Source organism: Corynebacterium stationis (assembly GCF_001941345.1).
Classification (GTDB): Bacteria; Actinomycetota; Actinomycetes; order Mycobacteriales; family Mycobacteriaceae; genus Corynebacterium; species Corynebacterium stationis.
Genome location: NZ_CP009251.1, coordinates 1,793,183 through 1,813,595, shown reverse-complemented (window position 1 = coordinate 1,813,595; position 20,413 = coordinate 1,793,183). Strand labels below are relative to the sequence as shown.

Annotated in this window: 18 protein-coding genes; 11 read left to right on the top strand and 7 right to left on the bottom strand. The window is 56.2% G+C overall.

All coding sequences use genetic code 11. The features are described 5' to 3' along the window. Positions 1 to 8: 8 nt before the first annotated feature. Together selA and selB are read left to right on the top strand one after the other, a co-directional pair. On the top strand, positions 9 to 1,313 hold the full coding sequence (selA, locus tag CSTAT_RS08360; protein WP_211272995.1) for an L-seryl-tRNA(Sec) selenium transferase: 1,305 nt from the start codon (positions 9 to 11) through the stop codon (positions 1,311 to 1,313). Beyond that, on the top strand, positions 1,314 to 3,101 hold the full coding sequence (gene selB / locus CSTAT_RS08355) for a selenocysteine-specific translation elongation factor (RefSeq protein ID WP_075723083.1): 1,788 nt from the start codon (positions 1,314 to 1,316) through the stop codon (positions 3,099 to 3,101). Here selB and CSTAT_RS08350 read toward each other — a convergent pair. After that, positions 3,098 to 3,982, bottom strand: a complete 885-nt coding sequence (locus CSTAT_RS08350; RefSeq protein WP_075723082.1) for a hypothetical protein — start codon at positions 3,980 to 3,982, stop codon at positions 3,098 to 3,100. The two genes, selB and CSTAT_RS08350, sit on opposite strands and share 4 nt — an antisense overlap. Positions 3,983 to 4,045: 63 nt before the next feature. Here CSTAT_RS08350 and zupT point away from each other — a divergent pair, with 63 nt between their 5' ends. Further along, on the top strand, positions 4,046 to 4,846 hold the full coding sequence (gene zupT / locus CSTAT_RS08345) for a zinc transporter ZupT (protein WP_075723872.1): 801 nt from the start codon (positions 4,046 to 4,048) through the stop codon (positions 4,844 to 4,846). Here zupT and CSTAT_RS08340 read toward each other — a convergent pair. From CSTAT_RS08340 to CSTAT_RS08330, 3 genes are all read right to left on the bottom strand, one after another. Further along, positions 4,843 to 5,775 (bottom strand): DUF808 domain-containing protein, encoded by a 933-nt coding sequence (locus CSTAT_RS08340; RefSeq protein WP_075723081.1) that lies wholly within the window; start codon positions 5,773 to 5,775, stop codon positions 4,843 to 4,845. The genes zupT and CSTAT_RS08340 overlap by 4 nt on opposite strands. 95 nt (positions 5,776 to 5,870) lie before the next feature. Then, on the bottom strand, positions 5,871 to 6,407 hold the full coding sequence (locus CSTAT_RS08335) for a ribonuclease FAU-1 family protein (RefSeq protein ID WP_066794945.1): 537 nt from the start codon (positions 6,405 to 6,407) through the stop codon (positions 5,871 to 5,873). Between the two features lies 1 nt (position 6,408). Continuing rightward, on the bottom strand, positions 6,409 to 7,113 hold the full coding sequence (locus CSTAT_RS08330) for an Rv1157c family protein (RefSeq protein WP_075723080.1): 705 nt from the start codon (positions 7,111 to 7,113) through the stop codon (positions 6,409 to 6,411). Positions 7,114 to 7,933: 820 nt separating this feature from the next. On the opposite strand from CSTAT_RS08330, the gene typA reads away from it, so the two are divergent. From typA to CSTAT_RS08295, 7 genes are all read left to right on the top strand, one after another. Then, the gene (gene typA, locus CSTAT_RS08325) at positions 7,934 to 9,844 is read left to right on the top strand and encodes a translational GTPase TypA (protein ID WP_066794934.1); all 1,911 of its coding nucleotides are present in this window, start codon (positions 7,934 to 7,936) and stop codon (positions 9,842 to 9,844) included. A 77-nt stretch (positions 9,845 to 9,921) separates the two neighbouring features. Further along, entirely contained in the window at positions 9,922 to 11,586 is a 1,665-nt protein-coding gene (locus tag CSTAT_RS08320) for an ABC transporter family substrate-binding protein (protein ID WP_244892814.1), read from the top strand. Continuing rightward, positions 11,583 to 12,560: a PIG-L family deacetylase gene (locus tag CSTAT_RS08315; RefSeq protein ID WP_075723078.1), complete on the top strand. Its 978-nt coding sequence runs from the start codon at positions 11,583 to 11,585 to the stop codon at positions 12,558 to 12,560. The genes CSTAT_RS08320 and CSTAT_RS08315 overlap by 4 nt, the downstream gene beginning before the upstream one ends. Next, positions 12,550 to 12,942 (top strand): hypothetical protein, encoded by a 393-nt coding sequence (locus tag CSTAT_RS08310; protein WP_075723077.1) that lies wholly within the window; start codon positions 12,550 to 12,552, stop codon positions 12,940 to 12,942. The genes CSTAT_RS08315 and CSTAT_RS08310 overlap by 11 nt, the downstream gene beginning before the upstream one ends. Before the next feature lie 50 nt (positions 12,943 to 12,992). Beyond that, positions 12,993 to 13,316, top strand: a complete 324-nt coding sequence (gene fdxA, locus CSTAT_RS08305) for a ferredoxin (protein WP_066794920.1) — start codon at positions 12,993 to 12,995, stop codon at positions 13,314 to 13,316. Positions 13,317 to 13,343: 27 nt separating this feature from the next. Further along, positions 13,344 to 14,459 carry a succinyldiaminopimelate transaminase gene (dapC, locus tag CSTAT_RS08300; protein WP_075723076.1) on the top strand — a complete coding sequence of 372 codons (1,116 nt, stop codon included), beginning with the start codon at positions 13,344 to 13,346 and terminating at the stop codon, positions 14,457 to 14,459. A 165-nt stretch (positions 14,460 to 14,624) separates the two neighbouring features. Further along, the gene (locus tag CSTAT_RS08295; protein WP_066837349.1) at positions 14,625 to 15,179 is read left to right on the top strand and encodes a GtrA family protein; all 555 of its coding nucleotides are present in this window, start codon (positions 14,625 to 14,627) and stop codon (positions 15,177 to 15,179) included. Here CSTAT_RS08295 and CSTAT_RS08290 read toward each other — a convergent pair. From CSTAT_RS08290 to CSTAT_RS08280, 3 genes are all read right to left on the bottom strand, one after another. Next, positions 15,172 to 16,092 carry a type IV toxin-antitoxin system AbiEi family antitoxin domain-containing protein gene (locus CSTAT_RS08290; protein ID WP_075723075.1) on the bottom strand — a complete coding sequence of 307 codons (921 nt, stop codon included), beginning with the start codon at positions 16,090 to 16,092 and terminating at the stop codon, positions 15,172 to 15,174. The two genes, CSTAT_RS08295 and CSTAT_RS08290, sit on opposite strands and share 8 nt — an antisense overlap. 702 nt (positions 16,093 to 16,794) lie before the next feature. Continuing rightward, a complete protein-coding gene (gene dapD, locus CSTAT_RS08285) occupies positions 16,795 to 17,766 on the bottom strand; it encodes a 2,3,4,5-tetrahydropyridine-2,6-dicarboxylate N-succinyltransferase (protein WP_066794895.1) in 972 nt (323 codons plus the stop codon). Positions 17,767 to 17,823: 57 nt separating this feature from the next. After that, on the bottom strand, positions 17,824 to 19,152 hold the full coding sequence (locus CSTAT_RS08280) for an amino acid permease (RefSeq protein ID WP_075723074.1): 1,329 nt from the start codon (positions 19,150 to 19,152) through the stop codon (positions 17,824 to 17,826). A 96-nt stretch (positions 19,153 to 19,248) separates the two neighbouring features. Here CSTAT_RS08280 and dapE point away from each other — a divergent pair, with 96 nt between their 5' ends. Next, a complete protein-coding gene (gene dapE, locus CSTAT_RS08275; RefSeq protein ID WP_083640781.1) occupies positions 19,249 to 20,382 on the top strand; it encodes a succinyl-diaminopimelate desuccinylase in 1,134 nt (377 codons plus the stop codon). The last annotated feature ends 31 nt before the right edge of the window (positions 20,383 to 20,413 follow it).

Genomic DNA, 20,413 nt, shown 5'->3' with positions numbered 1-20,413 from the left:
GAGCTTTGATGACTGACCCGCGGCGTTTTATCCCTCGCGTTGATGAGATTTTGGCGTCGCAGGTAGTTGCTAATGCCCGCGCGCACTTGGCTGAGCATGTCATTCGCGTGCGCATAAACCAGGTGCTTGCGGCAGCGCGGGCCGGGGAGATAGCACCGCAAGCAGTCAAAGATGAGGTTGAAGCATCGCTTATCGATGCCACCCCGTACTCCCTTCATCCCGTCTTAAACGCCACGGGCGTAATCATTCATACCAATATCGGACGTGCGCCGCTGCCGCCGGAAGCTGTCGATGCGCTGGTGGCGGCTGCCGGGTACACGGACGTGGAGCTGGACTTAGAGACGGGGCTGCGGTCGAAAAATCGTGGCCGCGCTGCGATTGAAGCTTTGCTGGCTGCGTGCCCAGGCGCCGAGGATGCGCTGGTGGTGAACAATGGGGCTGCGGCATTATTACTGGCCACGGCAGCGCTAGCGCCGGACAAGGAAGTCATCATCTCCCGCGGTGAGTTGATTGAAATCGGTGCGGGCTTTCGCCTGCCAGAGCTTATCGAATCCACCTCGGTGCGCTTGAAAGAAATTGGCGCGACCAACCGCACGCACCTGGCAGATTATGAGCATGCCGTGACGGAGAAGACCGGGGCGATATTGAAGGTGCATCCATCGAATTTCCGTATTGAGGGCTTTACTTCTTCGGTGGGAATTGAACCGCTGCGAGAGCTCGCGGATGACCGCGGAATCTCGTTGATTGTGGACTTAGGCTCAGGATTGTTGCGCCCTGATGCGACGGTGCCGGATGAGCCGGACTTGCAAGCACAGCTGGCAGCGGGCGCGGATATCATCATCGCGTCGGGCGATAAGCTGCTTGGCGGACCACAGGCAGGAATCATGCTGGGAACACATGAGGCGATAGCGAAGGTGAAACAGCATCCGTTGGCAAGAGCGGTGCGCATCGATAAGCTGCGGCTCAACGCGTTGGAAGCAAGCATCAATGCCCCTAGCAATGCGGTTGAGGATGCTTTGCATCTGGACCCCGCGGAGCACTTGGCGCGCACCGAGGCGCTTGCGCAGGCTGTGGGCGGCGAGGTCGTCGAACACCCTGGCCGCGTGGGTGGGGGAGGCGCGCCCGAATATCCATTGCCAGGTTATGCCGTGGCCCTGGATGAATTCTTGGCGCCGCTGCTTCGGCAGGGACGACCAGCTGTGTTGCCGCGCGTACACAACGGGCAGTGTTTGATTGATGTCCGCTGCATTCCAGCAAGCGATGACCAAATGCTTGCCGCGGCTATTCTGCGAGCGCAGGAGCAAGCGGAATAGATGTACGTTATCGCCACTGCCGGGCACGTTGACCACGGCAAATCCACGCTAGTTAATGCACTGACCACGATGGACCCCGATCGCTGGGAAGAAGAAAAACAGCGCGGGCTCACCATTGATTTAGGCTTTGCGTGGACCACCCTAAAATCCGGGGCGAATGTCGCCTTCGTTGATGTGCCAGGCCACGAGCGTTTCATCGCCAATACGCTTGCCGGCCTAGGGCCCGCGCCAGCAGTCATGCTAGTTATTGCTGCTGATGAAGGCTGGAAAGAACAAACCTCAGAGCACCTCGAAGCCATCGACGCGCTCGGCATTGAGCGCGGCATTATCGTCCTCACACGCATGGACAACGGGCTGCGCATTAGCGAAGCCAACGTTCGCGATAAAGTCGCGGGCACGTCTTTGTCTGTAGCTCCCATCTTTGCGGTATCCGCGCGTACGGGTGAGGGGATGGAAGAGCTGCGAGGGGGCATCGATAAGCTGCTTCCCGCTGATGAAGTTCTGCAGCAAGCTTGTGCGATGCCAGCGCGAATGTGGATTGACCGGGCTTTTTCTATCAAAGGCGCTGGCACCGTTGTCACAGGCACGTGGGCTGTGGGGAGCGTGAAAATTGGCGAACACCTGAAACTTGTGACTGCGAGTGGCGAGCACGATGTGATCGTGCGCGGGCTGCACAGTGAGAATTCGGCCGTGGATAAGGCCGAGCCGGTGATGCGTTTGGCGCTGAATCTGCGCGGGGTGGATGCTGATGCCATCTCGCGTGGCGATGTGCTGACCGAAGCTGAAAGTACCTGGTGGCAGCCGGAAGTCATCGATGTCCGCTGGCGCACGGGGCCAAAGCTAGATGGTGTGCCTCGCAAGCTAAATCTCCACGTTGGTACAGCATCGGTGCCTGTCCACGTGCGCGGATTGGATGCTGAGCACGCGCGGCTAACCCTGCAAGGACGCGCTTTCCCGCTGCGACTGGGTGACCGTCTGGCGCTGCGTGGGCCGGGCTTGGATGCCTTGGCTGGGGTTGAGGTAGTAGATATGGACCCGCCGCTGTTGAATCGCCGCGGGGCACCTGTGCGGCGTGCACAGGCGCTGCGTGACCAAAAACCGTTTGATGCTTCGGCCTATGTTGCGCGCAAGGAGGCTGTGATGAAAGAAACCTTGGCGGCGGCCGGTTTCGATGTGGCGAACAAGCCTGCATCGCTGGTGGAATTTCGCAGCTGGTGGGTCAATGCCCAAGCTATTGCCCGGTGGACGGCGCAGCTACGCACGCTTTTCGATACCCACCTGACCGACGACCACTTATCCGACGGCCTGCCCCTGGCGACCGCGCTCTCCGCGCTTGCGTTGCCGGATGACAGCTTGGTTTCCATTGCTGTCGCGGGCGCACGACTCAAGCGCGATGGTGCCATCATCCGCGACCCGCATGCAGCACCTCGCGATCTTGGACCTGCCGAGAAATCTGTTGCGATAGTAGAAGCGCAACTAGCCAAAGAACCATTTGTGGCGCCTGATGCCAGCACCCTAGATGAACTCGGGCTTGGGCCAATCGAGCTGGCCGCAGCAGAGCGCGCCGGGAGACTACTTCGTGTCGGTCCAATCGTGCTACTTCCTAGCGCCCCGCAGCAGGCTGCGGAAATCTTGGGTCAGCAGCCGGGGGAGTTCACGCTATCGCAAGCACGTCAGGCCCTTGGTACGACGCGGCGAGTTGCCGTGCCGCTTTTGGAATACATGGACGCACGCGGTCTGACCAGGCGCACCAGTGATAGTGCCCGTGTCCTGATGAAAACAACCTAGTTGTTTTTTTCACCTGTGTCGGTGTCTGTTTCTTCTTTGCGAAACAGTGCCTCGAAAGCTTCCGTCGCGGGCTGGTTATCAAATTTCGTCGTTTGGAAGAAGCGCTGCGATTTATTTCTGGTCGCGTGCGGAGGCTCCAAATACTCTGTCGGGTCAAAGCTCAGCAGCTCGTCTGCTAATTCCCCGGTTGTTGGAAGGAATGTCGGGAATACCGTGGCATCGGTGTCGGAATTGAGCTTTGGGACAGAGGCAACAAACAGCTGCTGCGGATCCGCAGGCAAGTCAACGGCGACAAGCCCTTGAGCAATATACGCGCGTGCTGCAAGCGGGGTCTGTGCAAGCAATTGCACGAGTAATTCATAATCTGCCGCGGGGCCTAACAGGCCAAAGACTGCGTCGTCGACGGTGATCACGATATCGTCACCAATGTGGTGAAATTCCACGAATACGCTGGCCGTTCCCAGCGCCTCAATTTGTGATTGCTGGACATCGGAAGTCATCGAAGTGTCCACTGCTGCAGGCACTCCACCTGCTAAAAGCACGGTGTTGTCAGGTTGGTCATTGCGCGCGATATGCCAGGGTGCCAGACCAAGATTAACGGCGACTTCATCCAAGTACACTTCGGCAGTCGTCGACGCCGTCATACCCGCTGCGCGCAGTCGGTCCAAGTCAGGAAAATCCGCCGCCTCCTGCGCATTAAGCCAGCCCAGCGTTCCAAACATACTGCGAATACGCCACCCTCCCGTGCGGTTATCAGCCTCCAGCGTGACGGGAACTTGGGTGGGAGCAGGCAGAGACAACGTTGTGGATAAGCACACAAAATCCAACACCGCGAGGTGTTCCACCCCAAGATGATTCGCAGGCAATGGATAGTCAGGCATACTACCGATATTAGGCTAGCCACAGTGCTACGCGTCAACGCCGCGACCGATACTATGACTTCTATGTACGAGACTTCCACCATATTGATTGCCTTCGGGCTGACATTATTGGCGGGGCTTTCCACCGCAATCGGTGGTGCCATCGCAGTCGGCAGAAGAAACCCCGGACCAGGATTTCTGGCGGCTTCTTTAGGCTTATCAGCCGGAGTGATGTTGTATGTCTCGTTTATGGAAATTCTTCCCGAAGGCACCTCGGAGCTGGCTGAGGCTTATGGCTCCGAGAAAATCGGGGCGTGGGCGGGTGCCGGCGCATTTTTCGCTGGAATTGCCATCATCGGCATCATCGATAGGCTCGTGCCAGAATCTATCAACCCGCACGAACCAGGCACCATCGCCCAAGCTGAGCGCAAAAACCGTTTGATGAAAACCGGCGTATTTACCGCGGGTGCGCTTGCGATCCACAACTTCCCCGAAGGCTTTGCCACCTTCCTCGCGGGGTTAGAAGACATGACCATTGCGATCCCAGTCGCAGTCGCGATTGCGATTCACAATATCCCAGAAGGCATCGCTGTGGCAGTGCCGTTGCGCGCAGCAACCATGTCCCGCTCGAAAGCCTTTTGGTGGGCTACAGCGTCCGGCTTTGCCGAGCCACTCGGGGCGCTTATCGGCTTTTTGATACTCATGCCGTTCATTGGACCAGCAGCGATGGGCATTTGCTTTGCGATGGTCGCTGGCATCATGGTCTACATCAGCCTCGACGAGCTACTCCCGTCAGCTGTAGAAACTGGCAAACACCACCACGCTATTTACGGCCTTATCGCCGGCATGGCAATCATGGCCATCTCGCTGCTGCTCTTTATTTAAGCCGCCTGCTCCTTGCGGTCTGGGGTGAGCTTATCCACGCCAGCAATGACACCGACAATAATCGTGCCCACGAGCAGACCAAAGACCATCGAACCTGCCGTATCTGCGAGCCATGCCAAGATGCCTTCTGGCACCTGAGCTGTTAGACCGTGGATGATTTCTGCGGGGCCATCGACATGAAAATCCTCGAGACCCGCAACGATGATATGGCCACCGACCCACAACATCGCGGCTGTGCCGACTACCCCGATGATGTTGAGAACTACCGGCATGCCCTTGACCAATGCCGAGCCGAGAGGGGACTTGCCGTCGCGACGACGGAGCATCGACAAGCCAATGTCATCCATCTTGACCAACAAACCCACCGCGCCATACACACCGACCGTAATGAACACGGCGACGACGATAAGGGCGCCGAGCCGCATCCAAAATGTCTGATCCAACAATGAATTAAGTGAAATCACCATTATTTCTGCTGATAGAATCAGGTCAGTAGTAATGGCCGATTTCACTAGGCGGTCTTCGGCCTCTTTGCCTTTGGCGACGGTGGGTTCTTTCTCGTGGTCATCGGAAGGCAGAAGCTTGTGGAAGATTTTATGCGCGCCTTCATAACAAAGATAGGCACCGCCGCACATCAAAATAGGACCCAAGGCCCACGGCGCAAGCCACGATAGCAGCAGCGCAATCGGCAAAATGATGACCAGTTTATTAACTAAAGAACCCTTGGTGATGCGCCAAATCATGGGCAATTCGCGCTTCGGGTCAACGCCTTGGACATATTGTGGCGTAACAGCGGCGTCATCAATTACAACGCCAGCGGCTTTAACCGAGGTTTTGCCAGCCAAGGCCGCGACATCATCTGCCGAAGATGCTGCCGAGCGTGCGATGAGAGCAACGTCATCTAACAGTGCGAGAAGTCCGCCGGCCATGTAGTACCTCCAAAGGTAAATTTAAGGTTGTGGAGGAATTCTATCGCGTGCAGCTCATCGGGGTCGTGCAACCGCACTAATTCTAGCGAGAAACTTTAGCCAGCAGGGGTGAGCTCGACATCGTCAGCCCAAGTCAACTCCATGCCAAGGGTCTGTAGCCACTTCATGGCATCGTCGCCGTAGCGCGTGATGCCTTCTACCGCCGCGAGGGTAGAGTCGATGGCTTTTTCTGCATCCTCAGCAGAAATCAAGCCCGCGGATGTTGCAGCCGAAAGCTCATCGATATCGCGGACATCAATGGGCTCACCAGTATTCGAAATTAAATCCACGTAAAGGTCGCGAGTAGTCCAGACTTCACCATTGCGGTCAATCTCCGCAATATCGATGTAAAAGTCCTGGCGCTCATCAATACCTTCGCGGAAGTGGAAGATATTCGCGCGCAGGCTCAACTTCGGCAAAAGCCACGATTCCAAGTATCCAAAGCGGGGATGGTTGGCGCCGCGAGCCATATATAAACCAAAATCCGTGACCTTATAAGAGTCCACTTCTCGCAGGTAGCCCTTGGGATCGACGTTGATGTGTTCAGTTGTATTAAAAGTTTCCTTTTTGACGGGATGAAGGTCTACGCTCACTTTATTTCACCTCGAAGATGGCCACGGTGGGCACGAAGTTGCAGGGTTTTTCTTGGGTGTTGACCGTGCCGGAGACCATCGCCACGATGGTTCCCTTTCCTGTGGATGCAGTGCCCGAAACCGTAGCGGGGCCATCTGGGTTGATGCCGTTATTGCGCAGGGGAGTTACACCAGTTTTCATGGTGTTAAGGTTCGCCCACTGCACGTTCATCCCGCCCTGCTTCTTCGCCGCAGGCGAAGTACCAAGTGCGGTGAATACAAACGCTGTTTGTCCAGAGCGCGCACCTGGGGCCGGAATCTTCGTTGGGCCAGGTACCGCGATGGCAGAACCTACGGAATCGCCTTGGCCGCCGATGCATTTACCGGAGACTGTTGGCCAGTAGAACTGTTTAAAGTTCGGCCCATCTTCGACCAGAGGCACGCCGCCTTCGCCGGAGCCGCCGGCATAAAATGCCAAGGCCGACAAAATAGCGTTACGCATATCGCGTGGCACCCATGGTTGATTGGCGAAGTCTCTGACCTGCGCCTGGGTTTGTGGGGTCGGACGGCCGAGATCGTCGAGCGGGCTGGCGATATTGCTCGAAACCGCTACTGGGGGCACCCCTTGAGAAGATCCTGCACCAGACTGTGCGATCGCCGGGGTAGCGATACCGAGCAGGGCAGCTGCTAGCGCTGCAGCGTAGGCCAAACGGCGGTTCTTGCTCACTGGGTTACATCCTTGGAGTAGTGAAGTAATTGAAGTTACATCGAGGTATATGTCAAAGCTCCGCACTGAGCCACCGATAGTCACATCGGCAACACTCGCAACTTTGACACCCCCTGTAACACTATTCACTTTTGGCACGCAGTCAACCCTTAAGGTCGACTGTTGTTTACTACTTCGCCCATCGAGACTATTTCGTTACAATTCGCCGCCGCTCGTCCCCGCTGGCGTTTCCCTCATGCTGCGCATCTTTTGCAGCGCTCCCGGACTAATCGCAGCAACCTCCTAAAATCCCTTCCCGGCCACCTTTCTAGCCCCCTCTCTCGGACCCCTGCTGGAGCGCCTTCTCTCCACTTGGCTCGCCTAGCGTCCCCTTCACGCTCACGGGTGGCATCGACAAGCGAGGTGTCGTGATTCGGTGAGCGCGAAGGGGACATTGGGGGACGGGGAAGAGGAAAGCGCTGGCACCGCGGTGGATGTGCGCTTCGCGCTCACGGAGATGGGCTGCCTGGGGAGGCCGATGAATCTGGTGAGCGCGAAGGGGACGTGGGCGGGATTGCGAAGGGGACGTGGGCGGGATTAAGGGAGGGTGCAGGGTAGTAAAACGGTGGCGAGCAGTGAAATAAGAATGGTGGGAGGGGAGGGGAGGATGGCGAGTGAGAGTCAGCGCATGAAAGGAGCGGGATGGGGGTGTGTTTCGAGGAATTTGCAGCGATCTGGCAGGATGTGGGTCACATGGGCGAGCGTAAATAGTGCATCGACAAGCAACTGCGAGTACTGTTTAGACGCTAGCTTTTTTATTTTCTGTGAGGAGATTCCTTTAGTGACCACCACTGAGTTCCGTAATGTAGCCATCGTCGCCCACGTTGACCACGGCAAAACCACCCTCGTCAACGGCATGCTGGAACAGTCCGGCGCATTCGGCGAACACGGCGACCACTCGGATCGCGTCATGGACTCCAACGACCAGGAGCGCGAGCGCGGCATTACCATTTTGGCCAAGAACACTGCGATTCACCGCAAGGGCCAGGGTAAAGACGGCGCTGACTTGATCATCAATGTTATTGACACCCCGGGTCACGCTGACTTCGGCGGCGAGGTCGAGCGCGGGCTGTCCATGGTTGATGGCGTCGTGCTGCTTGTCGATGCCTCGGAAGGCCCGCTTCCGCAAACCCGCTTCGTGCTGACCAAGGCACTTGAGGCAAAGCTTCCTGTGATTATTGCGGTTAACAAGACTGACCGTCCTGATGCCCGCATTGAAGAAGTTGTCTCTGACGCGCAGGACTTGCTGCTGGAGATTGCTGCAGGCTTGGAAGACGCTGAGGCGGCTGCGGCTGCTGAAGAGCTGCTTGACCTGCCTGTTCTCTACACTTCTGGCCGCGCAGGCATTGCGTCGACTGAAAACCCTGGCAATGCAAACGTCCCTGAGGGTGACTCTTTGCAGCCGCTTTTCGATGTAATCTACAACGTCTTGCCAGAACCTTCCGCCAACGTGGATGCGCCGCTGCAGGCACACGTTGCCAACCTGGACTCTTCTGACTTCCTCGGTCGTATTGCGCTTTTGCGTATCCACGCCGGCAAGATCAAGAAGGGCCAGCAGGTTGCTTGGATTCACTACGATGAAGAAGGCAATCAGCACACCAAGAATGTGAAGGTTGCGGAGCTTTTGCGCACCGTTGGTTTCCAACGTCAGCCCACCGAAGAGGCTATCGCAGGCGACATCGTTGCGATTTCCGGTATCTCCGACATCATGATCGGTGACACCATTGCTGATACTGAGCACCCAGTTCCACTGCCACGCATCAAGGTAGATGAGCCAGCGATTTCGATGACCATTGGTGTGAACACCTCGCCAATGGCTGGCCGCGGAGGTGGCGATAAGCTGACCGCGCGTATGGTCAAGGCTCGTTTGGATCAAGAGCTAATCGGTAACGTGTCGCTGCGCGTATTGCCAACTGAGCGCCCAGATACCTGGGAAGTTCAAGGCCGTGGCGAGATGGCTTTGTCGGTTCTGATTGAGTCCATGCGCCGCGAGGGCTTTGAGCTCACCGTGGGTAAGCCACAGGTTGTTACCCAGGTAATCGATGGCAAGGTACACGAGCCTTATGAGTCCGTCACCATTGACGTTCCAAGCGAATACCAGGGTGCTGTCACCCAGCTGATGGCAAACCGCAAGGGCCAGATGCAGTCCATGGACGTGCGCGAAGGCAACTGGGTACGTATGACTTTCCGTATCCCTGCCCGCGGTCTGATTGGTTTCCGCACCACCTTCATGACCGAGACCCACGGCTCCGGTATCTCCAACTCTTTGGCTGATGGCCTGGACGTCTGGGCTGGTGAAATCAAGGCACGCCCAACCGGTTCTTTGGTTGCTGACCGCTCCGGTCAGATCACCGCGTATGCACTGATGCAGCTTGCTGACCGGGGCGACTTCTTCGTCGAGCCAGGCGCTGAAGCATATGAAGGCATGGTCGTTGGCGCGAATAACCGCGACGAGGACATGGACATCAACATCACCAAGGAAAAGAAGCTCACCAACATGCGTGCAGCTTCTGCGGATGCGACCGTGACTTTGTCTAAGGCTCGTACCCTTTCTTTGGAAGAAGCTTTGGAATTCTGTGGCAACGATGAGTGCGTTGAGGTAGGGCCAAATGTTCTGCGCGTGCGCAAGCTGGAGCTGTCTGCTACCGATCGCCGTCGTGCAGCATCGAAGGCTAAGCAGCTTAACAAGTAAGTCTCATGCGTCGGGCAGGGTTGAAGCGTCTCACCGGCACGTCAGCGATTTTTTCCGCGGCGTTGCTGGTTAGTTGCATGGCAAATCCCGGCCCTGCCCCGACTGTTGATGAGCAAGAAGAGCTTGTCGATGCCTCCGCCGACGACGAGCCGTCCGGCGACAAAGAAGCGGACAAAGCCAGCGACGATGATGCTGAAGTTGCCGACGGCATAGAGGACGAAGAAGGCCCCGACCGCTCGTCGATGTCTGTGGGCATTGACCCATTTCAATTGGGTTTTAATCCGCACCTCGTTGCTGATGACACAGAGCTAGTCGATGCCCTCGCGGACCTCGTATTACCCTCAGCCTTTCACGGCAATATCATCGATTCTGATGTGCTGAATTCAGCGCGTGAAATTGATGCGCCGCCAGGGGTTGCGCAACGCGTGCGCTATTCCATTAAAGATGGCGCGCAGTGGTCTGATGGCACGCCCATTACGGGTGCGGATTTTGACTACCTGTTCAAAGAAATGGTCTCCACCCCCGGGGTGCGCGAAGTAGCACCTTATCACACTATTTCGGCATTAAATATTTCTGCTGGCGGGAGCATTGTGACCGTCGATTTTTCGACGCGCGTGGCGGATTGGCACCGGTTATTTACACACTTGCTGCCTTCGCACCTGTTGGAATCGGGACAATTCGACCGGGTTTTAGAGTCAGCTATCCCGGCTTCCGCGGGCAGATTCAGTGTCGCGAGCATCGACCAGGCGCGCGGCTTAATCACACTAAACCGCAATGATCGCTTCTGGGGAAAGAACCCTGCGAAAATTGACGTGGTGCAATTGCGTGCGATTCGTTCGACATCGCAAGCTGCAAACCTGTTGCGCTCGGAGCAAGTAAGTTTCGTTGATATTGCCCCGACGCAAACCTTAAAAGAGCAACTTAGCTTATTAGGGGACATCAGTACTGAAACTGCAAATCCTTCGCGCCAGCTGAGGTTGAGCCTTTCTACGCAGTCGCAAGTCTTGGAATCTCCGCAACTGCGTCGCACGATGCTATCGCTCATCGATACGCGTCAGCTCGCGCGCTTGGCAACCGAGCGCGATGTAGATTTGCGCGTGCCCTATGGCGGTAATCCGCTTTTAGACTCCTCGAGCGAAGAAGAGATTGCGGTGCTAGCCGCTGCTACCAAAGATAATCCACTGCGCATTGCTGTAGACCCGACAGAACAGGCTGCCGGCATTGCTGCGATGACCTTGGTGGATATGCTGCGTATCGAAGGCATCGAGGCGCGCGTGGTGGAAAACCGCATGACCTCTATCGTGGAAGAAGCACTGCCTGAAGGCGAGGTCGATGCAGTAATCTCTACCGCGGATACCTCCGTCACGGCCACTAATGTGGCGAGCTTTTTTACCTGTCACGCTGATGAGAAAACAGCCGCAGCTGCGGCATCAACCACGGCTGCCCCAACTTCAGCAGAACCAGCCCCAACCAAATCTGAATCACCTGCGTCTACACAGCAAAAATTATGGTCGGGTAATCTATCGCTGGCATGCGCGAACGATTTTGACGATCGCGCGCAGAGGATACTATCGGGTGAGATAAGTGCGCAACAAGGTCTGGAAATGATCCGGCAAGTCAACCGTGAGCAAGCGTTTTATCTCCCGTTAATTGATGAGACGCGTATTCGCGCCTTCGATGAAGACTATCTCGGTGGATCGTTATCCACTCTCGACGAAATTGATGGCAGGAGCTCCAAGTGAACCACAAGAATTTATCCCACGCAGCAGCCACTGAACTTGCGGGCAAGCGCGTTTTAGTTGTACACGCGCACCCAGATGATGAAGTGCTATTTACCGGCGGCATCATCGCAGAGCTAACTTCGGGTGGTGCTGAGGTTTTAATTCTGACGGCCACCTTGGGTGAAGAAGGTGAAGTAATTGGCGAACGCTATCAACATCTCGCTGGTAGCGATTTACTTGGCGGATTCCGTATTCGCGAGCTCCAAGATGCAGCATCTGCTATAGGCGCGCGCAGCGAGCACCTGATTGCACCCGGCTACCTCCGAGATTCCGGCATGGTCGGCTCTGCAGCCCACGCGCACCCGCGCGCTTTGGTGAATAACGTGGATGAGGCGGCAGGGGGCATCGAAAAGCATCTTGCGATCTTTTCACCCCACGCCGTAATTACCTATGGTCCAGATGGCGGCTATGGGCATCCTGACCATATTGCCGTGCACCAGGCGACCGAGCGCGCGTGCAAAGCTTTTGGGATAAGCAATATTTGGTGGACTATCTACCAGCGTGAGGCGATTTTTGCCGCACTGGAGACGGTCACGCCGGCTCGCGGCTGGGAAAAGCCTTCGGCGGACTACCTGCTTAATTTCACCAACGCAGCTTATGATCTAAAGCTTTCGCTTTCCGATGCCTCTTATAACGCGAAAATCGCCGGGATTTCTGCCCACCCGACCCAAGTGTGGGTCGGAAATGGTGCAGTCAGCGAGACGAATCCTGAGCCGCGCTGGGCGGTGTGCTCTGACCCTGCTGTAGCGCCGGTGGCTTATGCCTTATCTAATAACCTGGTGATGCCGGTGATTCGTGCCGAGTACTTGCAGCGCAGCCACGGAGAAAACAACCCCTGGCCAGCCGATGTTGAGGCTGACGCCAACCGCGCCCACCGCGCGGAACAGGAGCCTTTAACCGGTGATGTGTGGAAGGTATTTTTCGATGAGCAGTAATTTTGTGCCATTTGAATTCTCCCGCGCTGAAGCCGTCGGCGGCCTGGTGTGGCTGAGCGTCGGCGCGCTGCTCTCGCTGGTTTTAGAAGTTGTGTACCTCGGTGCGTATCTCACCATGCCTAATGGCGTGCGTATTGCTTTCCCGCTCACCGTTGCTATCGCCTGGTGGTTTAACAAAGTTTTGACCAAAACTGCGCGCCTGTGGAGTCCAAACATATTCATTGCTGCCATCCCGTTGGCTGTGTGGGTCTTGGGATTTTTTGGCTTTTTAGTTATAGGTTCAACTACTGGCGATCAATGGTTGGGAAGTAATATTCGTACCGTTGCCTTGCTTTTTGCCGGAATAATCGGTGGTATTTGGCCATTTGTAGGGCCTAAGTGACATACTTATAATTGTCTGGATAGTGCCGGATTTCAGGAGAAAAATACCCCATGACATATACAATTGCTCAACCCTGCGTCGATGTCTTAGACCGGAGTTGTGTTGAAGAATGCCCAGTAGACTGCATCTATGAAGGCAAGCGTATGCTCTACATCCACCCTGATGAGTGCGTGGACTGTGGTGCATGTGAGCCAGCTTGCCCAGTAGAGGCTATCTTCTACGAAGACGACGTTCCAGACGAGTGGCTGGAATACAATGACGCTAATGCCGCGTTTTTTGATGATCTCGGCTCCCCTGGTGGTGCAGCGGCTGTAGGCCCACAGGACTTCGACGTGCCGATGATTGCTGCGCTGCCACCTCAAAATCAGGATTAGCTTGTAAACAAGGAGTTTGAACTAACTATGACACGGACCCCACTGGGCAGTGTATTACCGGATTTCCCGTGGAATTCCCTGGCAGAGGCCAAAGCTAAGGCGGCTAGCCACCCTGAGGGGATCGTGGATTTGTCCGTGGGAACCCCAGTGGATGAAGTTTCACCTTCTGTGCAGCTGGCTTTGTCTTCGGCAGCATCGTTGTCTGGATATCCCCAGACTATGGGTACCCCGGAATTGCGCGAGGCTATTTCGAGTGCGTTGGAGCGCCGCTACGAAATCGTCGGGCTAGGGGACAAGTCTGTACTTCCTGTCGTGGGCACTAAGGAGGCAATCGCATGGTTGCCAACCTTGTTGGGTTTGCGTGGGGAGACCGTAGTTATTCCATCAGTGGCTTATCCGACCTATGAAGTCGGTGCGAAGATCGCCGGCGCAGAGATTATCCGCGCTGATGATCCGGCTGATTTTCAGGGTGCAGCACTGGTCTTTATCAACTCTCCGTCTAATCCCACCGGCAAGGTGTTAAGTGTCGACGAGCTGCGCGCGATTGTGGCGTGGGCACGTGAGAACAATGCCATTGTGGCCTCTGATGAGTGCTACATGGCTTTAGCTTGGGAAGACGATCATCCGCCAGTATCCATCTTGGACCCTCGGGTTACAGACGGAGATATGACTGGGTTGATTGCCATGCACTCTTTATCGAAGTCAGCGAATATGGCCTCATACCGTGCGGGCTTTTTCGCCGGTGACGCAGAGCTAATCGCCGAGCTTTTGGAAGTGCGCAAGCACGCCGGCCTTATGGTTCCAGGTCCCGTGCAGTCAGCGATGGTCGCAGCGCTTAACGATGACGCCACCGAAGCCCTTCAAGTCCACCGCTACGCGATGCGTCGTGCAAAGCTGATGCGCGCGCTGAGCGATGTCGGCTTCGAGATCCAACATTCCGAAGCCGGAATGTATCTGTGGGCCACCAGCGGTAATAACTGCCGCGACGATGTTGCGTGGTTAGCAGACTTGGGTATCTTGGTTGCTCCCGGCGATTTCTACGGAGAGGTGGGCGAGCGGTTTATTCGCGTTGGTCTCAATGGCACTGATGAGCGTATCGACGCCGCGTGCGCTCGCCTTACTGCCGCCGGTCAGCGCAACTAAAATTGGGCTCACAGCTATTTAGTACCGTGTGGAAAGCAATTCAGTAACCCAAGTGCGCTAAACTTTAATAACTTTCAGCGTTTAAAGGCGGCGAACGAGAAGTTTGCCGCCACACTCGTGCGTAGTTTTAGAAGAATTGTCCATACAGAAGGGTTACTCAAGAGCATGACGGTAGCTCGTTTTATATCTAATATGGGGCAATTTCTCAGGTTTGGCCTCGTGGGCGGATCTGGCACGGTTGTCAACCTGCTGGTGGTATTTCTATCCAAAAAGATCGCGATGTGGTCAGCTGGAATTACCGAGCATGATGGCTTTATCAACCTCTTTGGAACCCAATTCAATATCCGCTGGTACCACGTGTTTATGGCGATTGCGTTTTTGATCGCCAATACCTGGAACTATCAGCTTAACCGCATGTGGACTTTCAAAGAAGCCCAGCGTATCTCATGGTTGCGCGGTTTTTTCCCATTCTTACTGGCAGGACTTGGCGCCTTCTTGGTCAGCCAGGTCATCGCCACATTATTGATGAATGTGAATTCGCCGATTGCGTTGTCGCCAGAAATCTTCGACGACTCCACCGGCTTCCGCACCAAGTTCTACTGGGCATCAGCAATTTCAATTATCGTAGCTATGCCGATTAACTTCGTGATTAATAAGCTGTGGACCTTCCGCTCCCGCCCGAAAAGCCCTGTCTTCGTACAGGACGCAGCTCCTAGCTAAACGTGCTGCGCACGCATTCGTGCCAGTTGAACACCGGGTTGCCTTGTATGCCCACTTCATCGCGCCGTGGTCGACCTTGTCGAATCCACTGCGCGATTTCTTTTACCTTCGCCACCACCTGTTTTAAGTGATAATGCACGCAATCAGCGCTAAACCTTAAGACCACGCACCCAAGGCTTGCGCCATCATTGGATTTCCAGCGGTCTTTCACAAAGCTTTTGGCATCGCTGTGCACCTCATAGCCGTCGACTTCGATTAAAATCCCCAGCTTCTGCAGCCACAGATCGTAACGGTATCCCGCAAAAAGTACATTGTGTTGCACCTGAAATCCTACGCGACGCAGTTCCGTTGCCAGCTTCTTCTCTGCAACGCTATCCGCCCCGATGCAACAGCGTTTCAATACACTGCGTAGTTGCATCGTCAAGCGGTTCATGCGCCCTACGTCGCGCTTTAGCTTGTCGATGCCGCTGCGACCCCTATAACACTGCTCCAACAGCCACTCCTGCTCGTAGGGGCTGCGTCTTGCGGCCCACAGCGGTTCAACCAGTTTGATGCCGTCTTTGAATTGCGTGGTCTGCCTGCGAGTATGCCGCACCGTGAAATTTTCGCCCCGAATGGTGCGCGGGCCTTCCAATTCCAGCGGGAATGTCAACGTATGCCCCAGGTGCAGCTGCGTCGCGGAGTGTCCAGCAAGCGCGACATCGGCAAGCGATTGCGTGAGCGCCCTAGCGACATTGCGCGCGCTAACCCTGCCCCTGATGTAGATTCCGCGATGCACGCGATGCAGCGTGCCGTCTTCGACCATGTGCGCTTGTTTGCGCCTGCCGATGCCCCTTTTCCGCAACTCCTGCGTAGTCCATATGCTTCCGCTCTGGGTATTCGTACCCTTGGTGTCCGTGACCTTGGTATTCATACTCCTGACGCTATTGCTCGCACGCTACCGCAATCTAGGCCGACCTGGGGCTGCTGTGGATAACTCGCCCCTTCCTGCCACATTTATTGACGTGTCACCCAAAAGTTGTGGATAAATACCTCTGCCACCGCGCTCTCGCGCTTCCGTGCTTTACGCACCACGCGTATTTGCACACCGAACCCTTCGCGCTCACCCAGAGCAGGCCACTAGCCATGCGATGGCTTACTGTGAGCGCGAAAGGGATACCTGCTGCTGTCCGCCAGGAGGGCGAAGCTGCGGGGCCTACTGCCTGCCGTGGGTAAGGCTGTTGAAAGTGTGGGCGCTGTGGGCATCGACAAGCTCTTGCGCCTGCACGTCTCGCGCTCACCAGCTGTGGCCAAGTCTCGAGAGCGCCTGCCGCTGTGAGCGGGAAGCGAGCATCGCGGGCGCCGACTCCGACGGTGGCCGGTTGAAAGCGCAACGCCGGCTGATGCCTTCGCTTGTCGATGCCGGCGTGCTCTTCGCGCTCACAGCGAAGCTGTTGATGTCGAGGAGCTGTTATATGGTGAGCGCGAAGGGGACAGGGGGCTGAGGACAGGCTGCTGATGCGCGCGCTGTGGACGGGTGCTGACAAGGGTGGCGTTGAGATCGCAAAAGCGCCTTGCCGAGAGATGTTTGGCAAGGCGCTTGACGCGCGTTTAATGGGCGCGTGAAATGAGCGGGTTAGTTCTTATGCAGTTCCTCGTTGAGGGCGACTGCTTCTGCCTTCCACTCGGTTGCTTCGATGGCACCAGTGACGGAGTTGCGGCGCAGCAGCATGCCGGATGCGCCGGAAAGCTTGGCTGCCTTCACGGAGGTGCCTTCGTCAACGCCAGCGACTTCAGCGACGCGGCCGAAGACGGAAACCTTAGAGCCAGAGGTGACGTAGAGGCCGGCTTCGACAACGCAGTCATCGCCAAGCGAAATGCCCACGCCCGAGTTTGCGCCGAGCAGGCAGCGCTCACCGATGGAAATGGTCTCCTTGCCGCCACCAGACAGGGTGCCCATGATGGATGCCCCACCGCCGACATCGGAGCCGTCGCCAACGACGACACCTGCGGAAATACGTCCTTCAACCATGGAAGCACCAAGGGTGCCGGCGTTGAAGTTTACGAATCCTTCGTGCATAACGGTGGTGCCTTCTGCCAAGTGTGCACCCAGGCGCACGCGGTCTGCGTCACCGATGCGAACGCCGGAAGGAACGACGTAGTCCACCATGCGTGGGAACTTGTCCACGGAGAACACCGTAACTGGGCCGCGGGATGCCAGGCGGCTGCGCACCATCTGGAAGTCTGCGACTGCACATGGACCGTAGTTGGTCCAGACAACGTTAGCCAAGTGGCCGAAGATGCCGTCCATGTTGAGTCCGTGGGGCTTGACCGCACGGTGGGAAAGAAGGTGCAGACGCAGGTAGGCGTCATATGCGTCGATTGGCGCAGCGTCGAGGTCCGCAATGGAAGTCTCAACCGCGACGCGAGCTACACCGCGCTCTTCGTCAGGGCCAACAAGGGCTGCAAATTGCTGTGGAGTCTCCTCCAAGCGTTCAGTGCCAGCAGCAGAAACAGGAGTATCCAGAGAAACTGCTGGAAACCAAACATCCAACACTGTTCCGTCGTGGGTGATCGTTGCCAAACCGCGGGCAGATGCAGAAGTCATTGAATATTCAAGCCTTAGAGGAGTCGGGGATAGATACCTTAGAAAGTATAGGTAACCCTATACTTTTGTGCGAGAATTGGGCATGAACAGTGACACAATCGTCAGTCCGCCGGCGATGACGGCAACGGCGACGAGCTGGCCGCGCGCTGAAGGGTCGAACAGCATGAGCAGGACGATGAGCAGCAGTCCGAGTATCACTGCATATGGAATCCACGGGAAACCTGGCACGCGAATTTCGGTGGACTCGAGGCTCGGCTTGAGCTTGATATAAGAGGTCACGATGAAGAACCAAATGACCAACAGGCAGCCGCCGACGGCGTTAAACAAGAAAGTCAAGAGTCCAGGAGGATTCCAGTACTGAAGACCGACGGAAGCGAAAGCGAAGATCATCGACAAGATCACGGCATATAGCGGCGAGCCTGTCTTCGAGGTGTACTTAAACACGCCTGGAGCATTGCCATCGCGGGCCATATCAAAGACCAAGCGTGAAGTTGCGTAAATCTGTGCATTGAACGCTGAGAGCAGCGCAACCACAATGACGAGCTCCATGAAGGTCGCGGCATAAGGAATCTCTGCAACGCGCAAAACCTCAGTGAAAGGAGACTGCGCTGCAACGTCCGCGTCTTGAATCCTAGAAAATGGCAGCAGCAAGGTAATAACTGCAACTGCGCCCAGGTAGAAGACAATGATGCGGAAAATAATCGCGCGCACTGCTGTGGCGACATTGTGTGCGGGGTCTTCAGATTCAGCCGCAGCAATGGTGACTAGCTCGATACCGCCGAAAGCAAAGGCCACCGCCAGCAAACCGGCTGCCAAACCTGGCACGCCATTGGGCGCGAAGTTCTCAACGAAACTGCTGGTTTGGGTCTCAGCTGGGCCAAAGATGAGCCACGCGCCGAGTACCAAGAAAGCAACGATGACCGCGACTTTGATGATGGCGAACCAAAACTCGAATTCACCGAATCCGCGTACCGCCCCGAAATTGACCACGGCGAAAAATACCACGGCAACTAGTGCCGGGATCCACGGATCTACGCCGAACCAACCGCCAAGAATTGCGGCCGCACCAGTAATTTCGGCGCCCATCACCATGATGAGCATGAACCAGTACAACCAGCCCATCGTAAAGCGTGCCCAGTTGCCAAACGCTTGACCCGCATACGTGGAAAAGGAACCCAGAGAAGGGCGTGCAGAGGCCATCTCGCCGAGCATGTACATGATTAAAGTAACCAGGACACCGGCAACCAGGTACGCAATCAAAATAGAGGTACCGGCGATTTGGATGCCCACGCCAACGCCGAGGAATAGTCCGGCGCCGATGGCTGAGCCAAGCCCCATCATCGTCAAGTGTCTGGTTTTTAACTTATTTGACTCTGAATTACTCATCGCCCACTTTTCTTTCATCCTGGTATTGGCCGTTAGAAATGTTACACGCCTCATCTGCCCTGATCAGCAGCGGGTTTCACGCTACGATGGCGGATTGTGACTATTTTCCATCTTGATCTGACCCAGGACCCCATCGAGCTGACGAAGGCGCTGGTTGATATCCCTAGCCCTTCGCATCATGAAAAGGCTATTGCCGATGCCATCGAGCAGGCCTTGAAACCGTTGGTTGATTCCGCCGATGTGGAGCTTGCGCGCTTTGGAAACACCGTGTGCGCGCGTACCAATCGCGGCTTGGGTTCCCGCGTTGTTTTAGCTGGCCACGTGGATACCGTGCCAATTGCGGACAACGTTCCGCACCACATGGAAGATAACATTATGTTTGGCTGTGGCACGGTGGATATGAAGTCCGGGTTGGCGGTCTACCTGCACACCTTTGCCCAGCTGGCAGCGGATAAACACCTTAGCCACGACTTGACGCTGATTGCCTATGAGGGCGAAGAGGTTGCGACGGAGTTCAACGGTTTGGGGCATTTGCAGCGGGATAATCCTCAGTGGTTGCAGGGGGATTTGGCATTGCTGGGAGAGCCGTCGGGCGCGATGATTGAGGCAGGTTGTCAGGGCACTATTCGCCTGCGAGTAACAGCGCATGGCACCCGCGCGCACTCGGCGCGGGCTTGGCTGGGTTCGAATGCAGTGCACACCCTAACGCCGGTTATGACCAAGATTGCAGATTACTCACCGCGTGATGTCACCATTGATGGGTGCACTTACCGCGAGGGACTCAACATCGTGCACCTTGAAGCTGGGGTGGCCACCAATACTTTGCCGGATCACGCGTGGATGTTCGTGAATTTCCGTTTCGCGCCGGACCGCAGCTCCGAAGAGGCGATGGAGCACTTGCTCGATGTCTTAGGCTTGGCGAAAGAGCAAGAGATGCCTGCCGATGCCACCTTGGATTCACCTGGTATCAGCTTTGAGGTTGATGACGTCGCAGGTGCAGCGCTTCCGGGATTGGGGCAGCCGTCTGCCGCAGCGCTTATCGATGCAGTCGGTGGCAACGTTCGTGCCAAGTACGGCTGGACGGATGTGGCGCGCTTTTCTGAAATGGGCACGCCAGCGGTCAACTTTGGTCCCGGTGACCCCGGATTTGCGCATAAGCGCGACGAGCAATGTCCGGTGGAACAGATAACGTCAGTGGCACAAGCACTTCACACATATCTCACGGCGTAGAAACCCTTTAGTAGAAAGAAAATCAATGGCT